5 protein-coding genes and 1 pseudogene are annotated in these 16,417 nt (G+C 75.5%); 4 read left to right on the forward strand and 2 right to left on the reverse strand.

The annotated features are described in order from the left end of the window. Positions 1-66 precede the first annotated feature (66 nt). A complete protein-coding gene (locus CHF16_RS22485; RefSeq protein WP_179271651.1) occupies positions 67-12,093 on the reverse strand; it encodes a non-ribosomal peptide synthetase in 12,027 nt (4,008 codons plus the stop codon). A 117-nt stretch (positions 12,094-12,210) separates the two neighbouring features. Between CHF16_RS22485 and CHF16_RS22490 the strand changes: the two genes are divergently transcribed. Together CHF16_RS22490 and CHF16_RS22495 are read left to right on the forward strand one after the other, a co-directional pair. Then, positions 12,211-13,518 carry a salicylate synthase gene (locus CHF16_RS22490; RefSeq protein WP_245869017.1) on the forward strand — a complete coding sequence of 436 codons (1,308 nt, stop codon included), beginning with the start codon at positions 12,211-12,213 and terminating at the stop codon, positions 13,516-13,518. Positions 13,519-13,546: 28 nt separating this feature from the next. Continuing rightward, complete coding sequence (locus CHF16_RS22495; RefSeq protein WP_089328073.1) at positions 13,547-14,311, forward strand: Fpg/Nei family DNA glycosylase; 765 nt, start codon at positions 13,547-13,549, stop codon at positions 14,309-14,311. 57 nt (positions 14,312-14,368) lie between these two features. Here CHF16_RS22495 and CHF16_RS22500 read toward each other — a convergent pair whose 3' ends face one another. Beyond that, positions 14,369-14,788 (reverse strand): SRPBCC family protein, encoded by a 420-nt coding sequence (locus CHF16_RS22500; RefSeq protein ID WP_089328074.1) that lies wholly within the window; start codon positions 14,786-14,788, stop codon positions 14,369-14,371. Between the two features lie 239 nt (positions 14,789-15,027). Here CHF16_RS22500 and CHF16_RS22505 point away from each other — a divergent pair, with 239 nt between their 5' ends. Together CHF16_RS22505 and CHF16_RS22510 are read left to right on the forward strand one after the other, a co-directional pair. Beyond that, positions 15,028-15,627: a 3'-5' exonuclease family protein gene (locus tag CHF16_RS22505; protein WP_089328075.1), complete on the forward strand. Its 600-nt coding sequence runs from the start codon at positions 15,028-15,030 to the stop codon at positions 15,625-15,627. A gap of 12 nt (positions 15,628-15,639) precedes the next feature. Continuing rightward, a pseudogene (locus CHF16_RS22510) lies at positions 15,640-16,417 on the forward strand (hypothetical protein); the annotation flags it as partial.

Here is a 16,417-nt window from a genome sequence, read left to right on the forward strand (position 1 = left end):
CTAACCACGCAATGGGCGGGCTGGTATGACCCGGCTCACCCCGGCTCACCGGCGGCTCATCCCCGCTCACCGCGGCTCGCCCCGGCCCGCTCCGGCCGGGCCGAGCCGGGCCAGCAGCCCCGCGACGGTCGGCGCCGCCATCAGCGTCGCGATCTTGAGGTCCGCGCATCCGGGCTCCCTCCTGATCCGCCGGACGAGCCGCATGGCGAGCAGCGAGTGCCCGCCGAGGTCGAAGAAGTCGTCGTCCGGGCCGACCTCCGGGACGCCGAGCTCGGCGGCGAAGATCCGGCACAGCACCGCCTCCCGGTCGTCGGCTCCCCGCACCGTGACGGGGGCGGCCGCCTCCGTCACGGTGCGGGCGGTGAGCGCGGCGGGCAGCGCGCCGACCCGCACGGCGGGGTCGGCGGCGACGGCCTCCAGCACGCCGATCAGCCCGTCCGCCAGCGCGGCGGCCGTGCCGCGGTCGAACAGGTCGGCGGAGTAGTCGACGATGAGGCGCAGCCCGCCGCCGTCCTCGCGGAAGATGAAGTCCAGGTCGAACTTGGCCGCGCCCGGCCCGAACAGCGCCTCACGCTGCTCCAGGCCGGGGAACCGCACGTCGCCGACGCCCTGGTTCTCGTAGCCGACCATCACCTGGAACAGCGGGTTGCGGCCGGGCACGCGGCGGGGGCGCAGCGCCTCCACGACCGCCTCGAACGGCAGGTCCTGGTGGGCGAGCCCGGCGAGAACGGCCTCCCGGACGCGGGCGAGCAGCTCGGCGAACGACGGGTCGCCGGACACGTCCGCGCGCAGCACGAGCGTGTTGACGAAGAAGCCGACCAGGTCCCGCGCGGCCTCCTCGGTGCGCCCGGCGACGGGGCTGCCGAGCGGGATGTCGTCGCCGGCGCCGGTGCGGTGCAGCAGCGCGGCGACGGCGGCCTGGCAGACCATGAACATGCTGGCGTTCGCGTCCCGCGCGACCCCGCGCAGCCGCCCGGCCAGGCCGGGCGGCAGCTCGGCGGTCAGGGTGCCGCCGCGCTGCCCGACGGTGCCGGGGCGGGGCCGGTCCACCGGCAGCGGGATCTCCTCGGGCAGATCGGCGAGGGCGCGGGCCCAGTGGTCGAGCTGCCGGGCGTGGACGCTGCCGGGGTCGAGGGGGTCGCCGAGCAGCTCCCGCTGCCACAGCGCGTGGTCGGCGTACTGGACGGGCGGCGGCTCCCACGCCGGGGCCCGGCCGTCCAGCCGGGCGGCGTACGCCTCGGCGACGTCGCGGGCGAACGGCCCGAACGACCACTCATCGAAGGCGATGTGGTGGAAGACGGCGAGCAGCAGGTGCTCGCGCTCCCCCTCCGGGAACACCGCGACCCGCAGCGGGATGTCCCGCGACAGGTCGAACGGCCGGGCGATGACGTCCTCGGGCGCGCAGCCGGCGACCTCCAGTACGGGCCGCGCCTCCTCCGGGGGCAGGATCCGCTGGTAGGGGGTGCCGTCGTGCTCGGCGAAGACGGTCCGCAGGCTCTCGTGCCGGGCGGTGACGTCGCCGATCGCCGCCTCCAGCGCCGCGCGGTCGAGGTCGCCGCGCAGCCGCACCGCGAGCGGCAGGTGGTAGGCGCCGCGCGGGCCGTCGTCCTCGCGGAGCAGCTGGTCGAGCAGCCACAGGCGGCGCTGCGCGGACGACAGCGGGATCCGCTCGGGCCGCTCGCGCGGTGCCAGTTCGGGCCGGGGCTCCGCGCGGGCGGCGCGGTGCAGCCGCTCCGCGAGCCCGGCGACGGTCGGCGCCTCGAACAGGTCGCGGATCGCGAGCTCGGCGCCGAGCACCGCGCGGGCGCGGCCGACGAGCCGGGTGGCGAGCAGCGAGTGGCCGCCGAGGTCGAAGAAGTCGTCGTCGATCCCGGCGCCGGGGGCGTCCAGGACCTCGGCGAACAGCGTGCACAGCAGCCGCTCGACGGGGGTGCGCGGCGGCCTGCCCGCCTTGCGCGGCCCCTCCCGCCCGGGGTCGGGCAGGGAGCGCCGGTCGAGCTTGCCGTTGACGGTGAGCGGCAGCGCGTCCAGCGTCATGACCGCGCTCGGCACCATGTAGCCGGGCAGCCGCGCCTTGAGGCCCTCCCGGACGCGGGCGGCGAGCACGCCGTGGTCGCGCGCCGCCACCGGGTTGTTGGCGTACGCCCCGGGGGGTCGCCCCGGTTCCGCCGGGAGGCCGGCCGCTCCCCCGCCGAACACCGCGTCGTAGCGGCCGGGCTGGTCGGACGGGGTGAGTACCACGTCCGGGAACAGCGCGTGGAGGGTCTCCGGCTCGACCCCTTCGCGGGTTTCCAGTGCCCTCCTGGCCTCGTCCGCCGTTCCTCCGTCGCGCAGCGTCCGCAGCGCGGCGGTCTCGCCCGACAGCCGCGGGTCGGGGATCCCCCGGACCCGCAGCGGGCCCGGGGGATGTGCCCTGAGCACTCGTGCCCTGAGGTCGTCGAGGGTCGTCCAGTCGACGACCGGGGTCGGCGGGGCGGGCGGGGCGTCCTTGCGGAGGACGACGTCGTAGCGGTGGCGCGTCAGCTCATTGTGGTGGGTGCCGCGCTTGATGAGGACGTCGACGCGGGCCGGGCCGTCCAGCGCGGTGAAGAACGCCGGATCGAGGAGGAGTTCCTTCTCCATGCGGACGGCGCGCTCGACGGCGCCGAGGTCGCCGCCGCCGCGGCCGAGCTGGATCGCGGCGTGCAGGCAGTGGGCGGTCCGCAGGTCGCGGACGTCGCCGACGAACAGCGCCCCGCCGGGGGCCAGGAGCCGCATCGCCTTGGCGATGACGTCCTGAAGGTAGCCGGGGCCCGGGAAGTACTGCACCACCGAGTTGATCACGATGGTGTCGAAGTGGCCCTCGGGGAGGCCGGCGGTGTCGTGGGCGGGCCGGCAGCTCAGCTTGACGCCGGAGTCCTCGCCGAGGTCGCGGCGGAGCTTGGCGATGACGGGCTCGGAGAAGTCGGTCCCCCAGTACTCCTCGCTTCCGGGGGCGAGGCGGGTGAGCAGCAGGCCGGCGCCGACGCCGATCTCCAGGACGCGGCGGGGCCGCAGCGCGCGGATCCGCTCGACGGTCGTCTCCCGCCACTCGCGCATGTCGGCGAGCGGGATGGGGGCGCCGTCGTAGGAGCTGTCCCAGCCGGCGAACTCCTCGCCGTGGACGACCGTGCCGACCTCGGTGTACTCGGCGTCGTAGATCTGCCGCCACTCGGCGAGCTGCTCGTCGGCGGCGCCCTCGCGGGCGCCGTCGGGCACGATGTAGCCGATGAGCCGCTTCACCCCGGGCACGCCGGTGTCGGCGGCGACGACCGCCGCCTGCCCGACGCCGGGCTCGGCGGCGAGCGCGGTCTCGATCTCCTCCAGCTCGACCCGGTAGCCGCGGATCTTCACCTGGTCGTCGGTGCGGCCGAGGAAGTCGATGTTGCCGTCGGGGCGGACCCGGACGAGGTCGCCCGTCCGGTACATGCGGGAGCCGGGCGGGCCGGACGGGTCGGCGACGAAGCGCTCGGCGGTCAGGTCGGCGCGGCCGAGGTAGCCGCGCGCGAGGCCGTCGCCCGCGATGTACAGCTCGCCGGGCGCGCCGGGCGGGACGGGCCGCAGCCACGCGTCCAGGACGTGGCCGCGGGTGTTCCAGATCGGCTTCCCGACGGTCGGGGTGGCGCTGTCCTCGGTGCCGCCGCCGAGCGTGTTGATGGTGTACTCGGTGGGCCCGTACAGGTTGTAGCCGAGCACGCCGTCGGCGCGGGCGAGCCGGTCCCACACCGAGGCGGGGACGGCCTCTCCGCCGAGCAGGACGAGCGGCGGCCGGTGCCCGCCGTCCAGGAGCCCCTCGTCGAGGAGCTGCTGGGCGTAGGTCGGGGTCACGTTGATGACGTCGACGCGGTGCCGGCGCAGGTAGGCGGTGAGGGCCTCGGCGTCGCGGCGCAGGTCCTCGTCGCAGACGTGCACCTCGTGGCCCTCGATGAGCCAGAGCAGCTCCTCCCACGACATGTCGAAGGAGAACGAGACGGTGTGCGCGATGCGCAGCCGCCGCCCGGCGGTGGCGACGACGGGGTCGAAGATGTTGGCGCGGTGGTTGAACTGCATGTTGGTGAGGCCGCGGTACGGCGTCACCACGCCCTTGGGGCGTCCGGTCGAGCCGGAGGTGTAGATGACGTAGGCGGGGTGGTCGAGCCGCCCGGGGGTGCCGGGGGCGAAGCCCGGCAGCTCCTCGGGGGACGGGTCGGTGCCGGGCAGGTCGGCGAGGGCGCGGGCGGTCTCGGGGTCGTCCAGCGCGAGCGTCGTGCCGGAGAAGGCGAGACCGGCGGCGATCTCGCGGTGCGACACCAGGCAGGCCGGGGCGGCGTCGCGCAGCATGAAGTCGAGCCGGTCGGCCGGGTAGTCGAGTTCCAGCGGCAGGTAGGCGGCGCCCGTGCGCAGGACGGCGAACAGCGCGACGACCATCTGCGCGGAGCGCGGCAGGGCCAGCGCGACAACCCGCTCCGGCCCCGCGCCGCCGGCGAGCAGGAGGCGGGCGAGCCGGTTGACCTCGGCGTTCAGCTCCCCGTACGTGAGGCGGACGTCCGGGTGGGACACGAGCGCGAGGTCGTCCGGCTGCTCGGCGGCGCGCGCGGCGAGCAGTTCCGCGACCGTCAGCTCGGGGACGGGGTGCCGTGCGGCGTCCCAGTCGCGGCGGAGCCGGTCGTGCTCGTCGGGCAGGAGCAGGTCGAGCCGGTGGCAGGGGGTCTCCGGCGCGTCGGCGAGCCGCTGGAGCACCGCCACGTACCGGTCGGTGACGCGTTCGGCCTCCGCTGCGGTGAACGCGTCGCCCCGGTACATGACGCGGAGCCCGGCGCCGGGCTCGACGACCATCGTGATCGGGTAGTGGGTGGCGTCGCGGACCTCGCGGCCGAGGACGCGCAGGTCGCCGCCGGGGCCGAAGCCCCGGTCGGTGGGCATGCCGGGGAAGTTCTGGAACACGAACAGCGTGTCGAACAGCGTGCCGAGGCCGGTGGCGCGCTGCACGTCGGCGAGCGCGACGTGGGAGTGGTCGAACAGCTCGGACTGCGCGGCCTGGACGCGGTCGAGGACGGCGGCGAGCGGGTCCGCCGGGCCCGCCTGCACCCTGACCGGGATGGTGTTGAACAGCAGCCCGACCATGGATTCGACGCCGTCGACGTCCGGGTGGCGGCCGGAGACGGACGCGCCGAAGACGACGTCGTCGCGTCCGGTGAGGCCCATCAGGACCAGGCCCCACGCCGTCTCGAAGAGGGTGCCGGGGGTGACGCCCCGGTCGCGGGCGACCGCGTCGAGGCGCGCGGCGAGGCCGGGCGGCAGCGGCCGGTGCACCTCCCCCGCGGCCGACAGGTCGGCGGGTTTGCCGACCAGCCCGGGGCGGACGAGCGCGGGCTCGTCGAAGCCGTCGAGCGCGCGGCGCCACGCGTCCACGGCGGCGGCCTTGTCGCGGGTGCCGACCCAGTCGAGGAACGCGCGGAACGGCGCGACCGGGCGGGCCCGCTCGGCGGCGGCGTCGGTGTAGGCGTCGAGCAGCGAGGTGACGAGCAGGCCGCCGGACCAGCCGTCCAGCAGGATCAGCTCGGAGGTCAGGACGAGCCGGTGGTCGTCGCCGGCGAGGCTTGCGAGCGCGAACCGGATCAGCGGCGGGCGGCCCGGGTCGAACGGCTCGGCGCGCTGCGCGTCGACGAACGCCTCCAGGCCGTCGCGCGGGACCTCGGCGTGCGTCCACGGCACCTCGAAGTCGTCGGGGACGAACTGCACGGCGCGGTCGCCGTCGGTCCGGAACCCGGCGCGGAGGTTGGGGAACTTCTCCAGCACGGTCCGCGCCGCGTCGGCCATCCGGGCGGGGTCGACGGGCCCCGACAGCGTCACCACGGCCTGCTGGACGTAGATGTCGCGGCCCTCGCCCGCGAGCATCAGGTGGAAGAGCAGGCCCTCCTGGAGCGGGGACAGCGGCAGCTCCCCGGCCGGTTCGGCGCGGAGGGCGGGCGCGGTGCCCGCGGTGGCCCCGCGCGCCGAACCGGCCGCCCGCGCGAGGGCCTCGACCGTCCGGAGCCGGAACACGTCGCGGACGGTGAACGACAGCCCGGCGCGGCGGGCGCGGGCGACGAGCAGCGCGGCGCTGATGCTGTCGCCGCCGGTGCGGAAGAAGTCGTCGTCGGCGCCGGCGGAGTCGCGGCCGAGGACGCTCGCGGCGAGCCGGGCGAGGACGCGCTCCGGCTCGGTCGCGGGCGCCCGCCCGGCGGCCGGGCGGCCCGGTTCGGGGAGGGCGCGGCGGTCGACCTTGCCGTTCGGGGTGCGGGGCAGCTCGTCCAGGACGACGATCTCGGACGGGACGAGGTGGCCGGGCAGCGTCCCGCGCAGCGACGCGTGCACCTCCTCGGGGTCGGCGTCGCCGGTGATGTACCCGACGAGGCGGGACCCGTGCGCGGCGACGGCGGCGCGCCGGACGCCCGGCCGCGCGGCGAGCGCGGCCTCGACCTCGCCCGGCTCGATCCGGAACCCGCGGATCTTCAGCTGGTCGTCGGCGCGGCCGAGGAAGTCGAGTCCGCCGTCCGGGCGGCGGCGGACGCGGTCGCCGGTCCGGTAGAGGCGGGAGCCGGGCGGGCCGAACGGGTTCGCGACGAACCGCTCGGCGGTGCGGGCGGGGTCGCCGAGGTAGCCGCGCGCCAGCCCGTCGCCGGCCAGGTACAGCTCCCCGGCGGGGACCTCGCGGAGCGCGGCGTCCAGCACGTAGGCGCGGGTGTTGGCGATCGGGGTCAGGCCGCCCTCGCCGGGCACGGCGACGAGGCTGTCGCCGGACGCCTCCGAGCACCCGTACAGGTCGACCAGCCGGCCCGGGACCTTCGCGGCGAGCGCGGCGGGCAGCGCCTCGCCGCTGCTGATCCACGTGGTCACCGACGGGGGGAGGCCCTGCTCGGCGAACGCGGCGAGCAGGCTCGGGACGAGCGTGACGAGCCGGACGCCGTGCCGCTCGATGAACCCGGCGAGCGCGACGGCGTCGGACGCGGTGGCGTCGTCGGCGACGGCGACCGTGTCCCCGGCGGCGAGGCCGCCGAGCAGCTCGGTCGTCCCGTCGATGAACGCGGGCGAGGACTTGGCGGCGCGCACGCCGGGTGCGGCGAGGTCCCGGCCCCAGGCGAGCCGGTTGGCGAGGCCGCGCTGGGTGCCGACGACGGCCTTCGGCGTCCCGGTCGACCCCGACGTGAAGACCACGTACGCGGGGTGGGCGGGGCGCACGTCCGGCCGGGCGCGGCGGGGCGCGTCGCGCGGCGGTTCGTCGCGGCCGAGGACGAGCAGCGGCCGGACCGCGTCCAGCATCGCCTCGATCCGGGCGGGCGGGTAGGACAGGTCGAGCGGCAGGTAGGCGGCGCCCGTCTTGAGCACGGCGAGCAGCGCGACGGCGAAGTCGTCCGAGCGGGGCAGGGCGAGCGCGACGACCCGCTCGGGGCCCGCGCCGGCGGCCGCCAGCCGGTCGGCGAGCGCCTCGGCGCGGCGGTCCAGTTCTTCGTAGGTGAGGGAGGTGCCGCCGAAGACGACGGCGGTGCGATCGGGGGTGCGCGCCACCTGCTCCTCGATGAGCGCGGCGACCGTCGCGGCCGGCCACTCCCGCGCGGTGCCGGGGTGCTCGACGGGCGCGCCGAGGGTGGACAGCCGACGTCCCGGGTCGGCGGTGACCTGGGCGAGCAGGTCCGCGAGGCCGTCCAGGAGGCCCTCGATCGTGGCGGCGTCGAACAGGTCGGCGGCGAACGCCGCGAACCCCTGCACCTCCTCGTCGCCCTCGGCGAAGTACAGGTCGAGGTCGAACTTGACGCCGCCGGTCTCGGGCAGGAACGGCTCGGCGCGGACGCCGGGCAGCGCGAGCCGCACGTCGTCCAGCCGCTGGTGGACGATCATCACCTGGAACAGCGGGCTGCGGGCCAGCGAGCGCTCGGGCGCGAGCCGGTCCACGACCCGCTCGAACGGGACGGCGGCGTGGGAGAACGCGGCGAGGTCGGCGGCGCGGACCCGCTCCAGCAGTTCGGCGAACGCGGGGTCGCCGGACAGGTCGGTGCGCAGCACGAGCGGGTTGACGAACACCCCGACGAGGCCGGCGAGGTCCTCGTCGGCGCGGCCGGCGATGGGCGAGCCGAGCGCGATGTCGTCGCCGGCGCCGGACCGCTGGAGCAGCGCGGCGACGGCGGCGTGCAGGACCATGAACACGCTGGTCCCGGTGTCGCGGGCCAGCCGCCGCAGCCCCGCCGCGGGCAGCCGGAACGGGACGAGCCCGCCCCGGTGGCTCGCCTCCGCCGGGCGCGGCCGGTCGAACGGCAGGACGGTCTCCCCGGGCAGGCCCGCGAGGGTCTCCGCCCAGAAGTCGAGCTGCGGCGCCGGGTCGGGCGCGGCCTCGCGCTCCCAGGCCGCGTAGTCGGCGTACTGGACGGGCAGCGGCTCCCAGGCGGGTTCCCGCCCGTCCCGCCGGGCCTCGTAGGCGTGCGCCAGGTCGGCGAGCAGCGGCGTGAACGACCACTCGTCGGCGGCGGCGTGGTGCAGGAGCAGGATCAGGGACCACTCGTCGTCGCCGGTCCGGATGAGGGTGCCCCGGACGGGCAGGTCGCGGCCGATGTCGAAGGCGTGCGCGGTGGCGTCCCGCTCGATGGCGGCCAGGCGTTCCGGGGCCTCGCCGCGCGCGTCGACCCGGACGAGGCGGACGCCGGTGTCCGGGCCGAGGACGCGCTGGACGGGCAGGCCGTCCGGCCCCTCGACGAGCAGCGTGCGCAGCGCCTCGTGGCGGGCGACGACATCGGCCAGCGCCGCGCCCAGCGCACCGGCGTCCACGTCGCCGCGCAGGCGCAGGCCGAGCGGCAGCGCGTACGACGCGGACGGGCCGCGCAGCTTCTCCTCCAGCCACAGGCCGCGCTGCGCCGCCGACGCGGGCACGACCGCGGGCCGCTCGACGTCGCGGACGCGGACCGCGTCGGTCGCGGCGAGCCGGGGCGCGAGCGCGGCGACGGTCGGGGCCTCGAACACGTCAGCGATGGACAGCTCGGCGCCGAGCACCGCGCGCGCCTTGGCGGCGACGCGGGTGGCGAGCAGCGAGTGCCCGCCGAGCGCGAAGAAGTCGTCGTCGATGCCGACGCCCTCGGCGCCGAGCAGCTCGGCGAAGATCGCGCAGAGGGCGGCCTCGCGGGCGTCGCGCGGGGCGCGCCCGGAGACCTCGGCCTCGGGGGCGGGCAGCGCGGCGCGGTCGAGCTTGCCGTTGACCGTGCGGGGCAGCGCGTCGAGGGCGACGAGGGCGGACGGGACCATGTACTCGGGCAGCACCCGGGCGAGCGCCTCCCGGAGCGCGGCGGCACCCGCCCCGCCCTCTCCCCCGGCCCCGCCCTCTCCCCCGGCCTCGCCCGCGGGGACGTAGTAGCCGGTCAGCCGGGGCTCGCCGGGCCGGTCCTCGCGGACCACGACGGCGGCCTGCGCGACGCCCGGCTGCGCGGCCAGCACCGCCTGCGCCTCCGCCGGCTCGATCCGGAACCCGCGGATCTTCACCTGGTCGTCGGTGCGGCCGAGGTACTCGATCGACCCGTCCCGGGCGCGGCGCGCGAGGTCGCCGGTCCGGTACATGCGGGAGCCGGGCGGGCCGAACGGGTCGGCGGTGAACCGCTCCGCCGTGAGGTCGGGGCGGCCGGTGTAGCCGCGGGCGAGCTGCGCGCCCGCGAGGTACAGCTCGCCGGGCACGCCGGGCGGCACCGGGCGCAGCCGCGCGTCCAGGACGTACGCGCGGGTGTTCCAGAACGGGGTGCCGATGCCGGACGCGGGCAGGTCGGCGGACGTGGCCCAGATCGTCGCCTCGGTCGGCCCGTACAGGTTGGTGGCGAGCGCCGCCGTCCCGGCCAGCGACCCGGCGAGCGCGGCGGGCAGCGCCTCGCCGCCCACCAGCACCCGCAGGCCCTCCAGCGCGGCCGGGTCGAGCGTGCCGAGCAGCGACGGGGTGCCCTGGACGATCGTGGTGCCCTTGAGCAGCCCGGCGAGCGCGGCGGGGTCGCGCACGTCCGCCCGGCCGGCGAGGACGACGGTCGCGCCGCTGATCAGCGGGGCGAACAGCTCCAGCGCGGCGATGTCGAACGCGATCGTCGTCACCGCGACGAGCCGGTCCCCTTCGCCGAGGTCCAGGCGGTCCCGGGTGCACAGGAGGAAGTTGGCGAGCGCGCCGTGCGGGATCTCCACGCCCTTGGGCCGGCCGGTCGAGCCGGAGGTGTAGATGACGTAGGCGAGCTGCTCGGGACGCACCGGCGCCGCCGCGACCGGCGCCGGCCGCGGCTCGACGGGACCGTCCAGGACGAGAACCTCGGCGGTCTTGGGGAGGAGCCCCGCGGTCTCCGGTGTAGCGATCGCGCACAGCGGGCGCGCGTCGTCCAGCATGTAGGCGAGCCGGTCGGCGGGGTGGTCGAGGTCGAGCGGCAGGTAGGCGGCGCCGGCCTTCAGGACGCCGAGCAGCGCCACGACGAGGTCCGGGGTGCGGGGCAGCGCGAGCGCGACGACGCTCTCGGCCCCGGCGCCCCGGCCGCGCAGCTCCGCCGCGAGCGCCGACGACCGCGCGTCCAGCTCGGCGTAGGTGAGGGACTCCGCCCCGGCCTCGACGGCCGCCGCGCCGGGGGTGCGGGCGGCCTGCTCGGCGAACAGCGCCACCACGTCGGTGCGGGGCACGGGGCGGGCGGTGGCGTTGGCCCGCTCGATGAGGGCACGGTCGTCCTCGCCCATGATCTCCAGGGCGCCGACCGGGCGGTCGGGGTCGGCGACGGCGTCCGCGAGGAGCGTCTCCAGGTGCGCGAGCAGCGCGTCGATGCGGTCGTCGTCGAACAGCTCGCGGCGGAACGTGGCCTCGACGACCATGCCCTGCGGCCGGACGAACGCCTCCAGCGACAGATCGAAGTGGGTCGTGCCGTTGTGGATGTGCGTCCAGCTCGACGTGATCCCCGGCAGGTCGAGCTCGCCGATCTCCTGGGCGAGGAACAGCAGCATGGTGTCGAAGAACGCCGACCGGCCCCGTCCCCGCGCGGGGCGCAGATCCTGGACGATCCGGTCGTACGGGAGGGCCTGGTGCGCGAACCCCTCGGTGACCGTCCGGCCGGTGCGGCGCAGCGCCTCCCTGAACGTCGGCGCGCCGGACAGGTCGGTGCGCATCACCAGCGTGTTGCCGAAGTTGCCGACGAGCCGCTCGACCTCGGCGTGCTCCCGGTTCATCACCGCCGACCCGACCGCCACGTCCTCGGCCCCGGTGTAGCGGTGCAGCAGGACGCCGTACGCGGCGAGCATCACCATGTACGGGGTGAGGTTCTCCTCGGCGGCGAGCCGCCGCATCCCCTCCGTGACCGCGTCGCCGAAGCGGCGCGCCCGGCGCCCGCCGCGCTCGGACGCGGCGGCGCCGCGCGGGTGGTCGGCGGGCAGGTCGAGCGGCGGGGGCGGCGGGTCGAGGCGCTCGCGCCAGTAGGCCAGGTCGGCCTCGTCGACGGGCCGCCTCTGCTCCCACTCGGCGTAGTCGGCGTACTGGACGCCGAGGGCCGGGAGCCCGTCCGGCTCGCCGGTCACGGCCGCGCGGTAGAGGGCCGACAGGTCGCGCGACAGCGAACTCCACGTCATCCCGTCCCACGCGATGTGGTGGACGACGAGCACCAGCGCGTGCGCGTCCTCGCCGAGTTCCAGCAGCTCGAGCCGGATCGGCCGCTCGCGGCGCAGGTCGAACGGCAGGGCGGCCAGCTCCGCCGCCCGCGCCTCGGCGTCCTCGCAGGCGACGGGCGGGAGGTCGAGGGAGTCGTCTTCGGTGACGACCTGGACGGCGCTCTCCCCGTCGGCGTCCGCGTACGTCGTGCGCAGGACGGCGTGCCGCCGGATCAGCGCGCGCAGCGCCTCCCGGAGCGCGCCGGTGTCGAGGGGCCCGTCCATGCGGACGAGCAGGCAGACGTTGTAGGCGGGGCTGTCCGGGAACGTCCGGTGGTGCAGCCACATGCTCTGCTGCGCGTAGGAGAGGGGCGCCGGACCGTCCGACCCGCGCGGGGCGATCCCGGACGTCCCCGGCCCCAGCCCGGCCTCGGCCATCATCCGCCGCATCAGTTCGCGCCGCCGCGCCGTCGTCGTCTGCACGCCCGCTCTTTCGTCCGGTTCCATGATCGCGGGTTAGGTTAGCCTTGCCTATGGTGAGCGCACAAGGTTAGCCTTACCTAACTTGATCTTCCGCCCCGCGAGAGGGAGTTGGCTGCCTTGTCCATCGGTCTGCGCGCTGACGCGAACCCCGCCGAGCTCGTGCTGGAATGCACCGCCGAGCCGCTTGCCGTCATGGCCCGGCTGGCCGGATCCGGACTGTTCGGCGACTACGTGGTCTACGAGCGGCCCGGCTCGTGGACGTTCGCGGGCGGCGTGCTCGGCGAGGTCGTCCTCGACGCCGCCACCGTCCACGTGCGGTGGCCGGGGCGCCCGCCGTCCACCGGGCCCTGGTCCGGCCGCCCCGCCGACGCCCTGCGCGACGGCTTCGCCGACGCCCCGCTTCCCGCGTGGAACGCCTACGGCTGGATCGCGTTCGAGTTCGCCGCACCCCGCCCGACCGGCCGGCTCGCGCACCTGATCGTCCCGCGCACCGAGGTCCGGATCGAGGACGGCCGCGCCCACGTCACCGGCGCCGACGCGCCGCGGGCAGCCGAACTGCTCACCGAGCTGCTCACCGGGGTCGCCCCGGTCGCCGGAACCCCCTCCCCCGTCGACGTCCGCACCGGCGGCGACGCCTACCGCGCCAAGGTCGCCGCGGCCGTCGCCGAGATCCGCGCGGGCCGCTACCAGAAGGTCATCGTGTCCCGGCGGCTGGACGTCCCGCACCCCGTCGACGTCGTCGCGACGTACGCGCGCGGCCGCGAGGCGAACACCCCGGCCCGCTCGTTCCTGCTCGACCTCGGCGGCTTCCAGGCCACCGGGTTCAGCCCCGAGGTCCTCGCGACCGTGGACGCCGGCGGCCGCGTCATGACCCAGCCCCTCGCGGGCACCCGCGCGTTCGGCGCCGGCGCCGAGGCCGACGCCCGCACCCGCCGCGAGCTGGAGAACGACCCGAAGGAGATCTTCGAGCACGCCGTCTCGGTCCGGACGTCGCTGGAGGAGCTGCGCCGCGTCTGCGACCCCGCGACCGTCCGGGTGACCGACTTCATGTCCGTGAAGGAGCGCGGCAGCGTGCAGCACCTCGGCTCCCGCGCGGCCGGCGTCCTCGCGCCCGGCCGCACCCCGTGGGACGCCCTGGAGGCCCTTTTCCCCGGCGTCACCGCGTCCGGCATCCCGAAGCCCGAGGCGATCGAGGCGATCACCCGCCTGGAGGACCGCCGGGGCATGTACTCCGGCGCCGTGGTGGCCGTCTCCCACGACGGCTCCCTCGACTCGGCCCTCGTCCTGCGCGCGCTGTACTGCGAGGACGGCCGCGCCTGGCTGCGCGCCGGCGCCGGGATCGTCAGCGCGTCCACCCCCGAGCGCGAGTACGAGGAGACCTGCGAGAAGCTCTCCAGCATCGCCCCCTACGTCGTCCGCCGCTGATCCGCCGCATGGCGGGTAGGGACCCGCCATGCCGGAACTCCCCGACGTCGAGGGCTTCCGCCGGGTGCTCGCCGCGCACACCGGCGAGCCCATCACCGCGGTCGACGTCCTCGACGCGGGCGTCCTGCGCGGCGTCACCGCCCGGGCCCTCGGCGACGCCCTGCGCGGCCGCCGGTTCGCCGAGCCGCGGCGGCACGGCAAGTGGCTGATCGCCCCGGCGGGCGGCCCGGTCCTGCTGCTGCACTTCGGCATGACCGGCTCGCTCACCTGGCACGATCCGGCCGAGCCGCGGCACCGCCACGACCGCGTCGTCTGGCGCCTCCCGGACGGCGAGCTGCGCTACCGGGACATGCGCAAGTTGCAGGGCGTCCATCTGGACGACGCCGAGCAGATGCTCGCCGACCTCGGCCCGGACGCCCTGGAGGTCTCCCGGCGCGACCTCGCCGAACTCCTCTCGCACCGCCGCGGACGCCTGAAGTCGGCCTTGACCGACCAGACGGTCATCGCGGGCCTGGGCAACTTCCTGGCCGACGAGATCTGCTGGCACGCCCGCGTCAACCCGCTGCGCACCGCGTCCGACCTGGACGCGGCCGAACTGACCGCCCTGCACCGCGCCCTCCGCCGCGTCCTCCGCGACTCGGTCGAGGCCAGACGTGTCCCACCGCGCCGCGACTGGCTCACCGGCGTCCGCGACGACCCCGGCGCCGCCTGCCCGCGCTGCGGCACTCCCCTGTGCAGCCGACGGGTCTCGGGCCGCCGGACCGTCTGGTGCCCCGTCTGCCAGCCCTCATGACGCGACCGCGGGCGCTGAGGACGCTCAACGCCCGCGGTCACGTGCCGCCGCCGTGGTTCACGCCTCGGCCAGGTACGCGGCGAGGCCGTCCAGCAGCATGTCGCTGCCCTGCTCGGCCTGGTCGCGCTCCTCCGCGCCGTCGAACGTCTGGGACAGAGTGATCTTGGTCTTGTCGCCCTCGGCGGCCAGTTCGAGCGTCATCAGGACCTGCTCGCCGCCGCCACCGGGGACGTCCATCCCCATGACCAGGCGCTCGTGCGGCACGACCTCGGCGTAGGAGCCCGTCAGCGGGACGCGGGCGCCGCCGGGGATGACCATGACCGAGCTCCAGGCGCCGCCCGGCCGGACGTCCAGCGAGACGTCCTCGGCGCTGGCCCACTTGCCGTAGACGTCGGAGTCGGTCCAGGCGTCCCAGACCTTCTGGACCGGGGCGTCCAGCGTGCGGGTGATGGCGTAGTCGAAACCGGCGGTACCCATGGCGTTCCTCCTTCTCCGCCCCCGGTTCGCCGGGGGCCTGCTGACATCGAAACTATAGTAACGATCGATGACAGTCAAGAATGATGACTAACTCCCCGACCCGACGGGACGCCCCACGAGAACAGCAGCCCGATACGACAGTGCGGGCTTGCGACGGTGCGGGCTTACGACGGTGCGGGATGATGTACGGGTGACCAGCACGCCCCCCACGAGCGACCCCGGTGACGCGGAGGCCGGCGATGCCCAAGCGTGAGCTGTACATCTCGGCGGACGTCGAGGCGGACGGGCCGATCCCGGGCCCGTACTCCATGCTGAGCTTCGGCCTGGCGGCATGCGGAACCTACGACGGACGCGACTTCACGCCGCTCGATCCGGCCGGGTCCACGTTCTACGCGGAACTGAGACCGATCAGCGACGACTACGTCCCCGAGGCGCTCGCGGTCAGCGGCCTGGACCGCGACCGGCTGGCCGCCGAGGGCCGGCAGCCGGCCGAGGCGATGAACGCGGCCACCGCCTTCGTGACCCGCGCGACCGCGGCGGCGGACGCGTCCTCAGCGGTCCTGGTCGCCTACCCGCTCGGCTTCGACTGGATGTTCCTGTACTGGTACTGGATGCGCTTCGCCTCAGCGGGCTCCCCGTTCGGGCACTCACGGCACCTGGACCTGAAGACCCTCTACGCCGCCAAGGCGGACGCCATGGTCGTCCGCTCGACCAAGAGGCAGATGCCGCCCGAGCTGCTCTCCGACCGGCCGCACACCCACAACGCCCTGGACGATGCGATAGAGCAGGCCGAACTCTTCCAGAACCTCGCCCAGTGGCCCGGCCGCGGCCATACGTGATGTCGTCGGGTCGTGCCGACAGCCCAGCGATCAGCCCGCATCACCGAGGTCGACGTCCTCCGCGGATTCGCGCTGATGGGCATCACCTTGGCGAACGCCGTGCCCCTGACGGGAACAGCGAGCCCGGCGGGCGGCCAGGGCCACTGGGCCTATGAGACCCTCCTGCACCAGCGGTTCTTCCCTATCTTCTCGTTCTTGTTCGGCCTCAGCTTCGGACTGTTCCTGGACGCCGTACAGCAACGGACGCGCAGCCCCCGCCTGCTCATGCTGGCGCGCCTGGGCTTCCTGATCCCCTTCGGCGCACTGCACCGCGTATTGCAGCCTCGCGAGGTGCTGCTGACCTATGCCATCGTCGGCATCGCCGTGCTCCTGCCGGCGTCGTTTCTTCCCGGCTGGCGCACCATCCTGGTACTCGGAGGCGCCGCCACCACGGCCGCCGCGCTGACCACCGGCGGCAGCACCCTCATTCCCGGCCTGTTCCTGCTGGGCTTCGCGGCGAAGTACGGCGAGCAAGAACTGCTCACCCTGCCGACAAGCAGCATCGGCGCCGCCTTAGCCTCGATCCACCGATGGTGTATCGAGGTCGATCTCTCGGTCTTTTCGGGAGGACGGTTGAGTTGTCGGCCGCCCGCGGGCAGGGGTGATCGGCTGGTCTGCCCAGCTTTTCCACGTGTTCGGTTCCGGTCGGGCCCGCTCGGGCGGTGGATAACGGCAGGTCAGCGGCTGTCGGGTGGGGCGTGGAGGGTGGTGAACAACTGCCGCCAGGCGTCGGCCCAGGGCCAGTTGCGGG

Source organism: Actinomadura meyerae, from assembly GCF_900188445.1.
Taxonomy (GTDB): domain Bacteria; phylum Actinomycetota; class Actinomycetes; order Streptosporangiales; family Streptosporangiaceae; genus Spirillospora; species Spirillospora meyerae.

Excerpts from the sequence above, each read along its gene's own strand:
- CHF16_RS22505 (WP_089328075.1), top strand. The coding sequence starts at position 15,028 with ATGCCCAAGCGTGAGCTGTACATCTCGGCGGACGTCGAGGCGGACGGG.
- CHF16_RS22500 (WP_089328074.1), bottom strand. The coding sequence starts at position 14,788 with ATGGGTACCGCCGGTTTCGACTACGCCATCACCCGCACGCTGGACGCC.
- CHF16_RS22495 (WP_089328073.1), top strand. The coding sequence starts at position 13,547 with ATGCCGGAACTCCCCGACGTCGAGGGCTTCCGCCGGGTGCTCGCCGCG.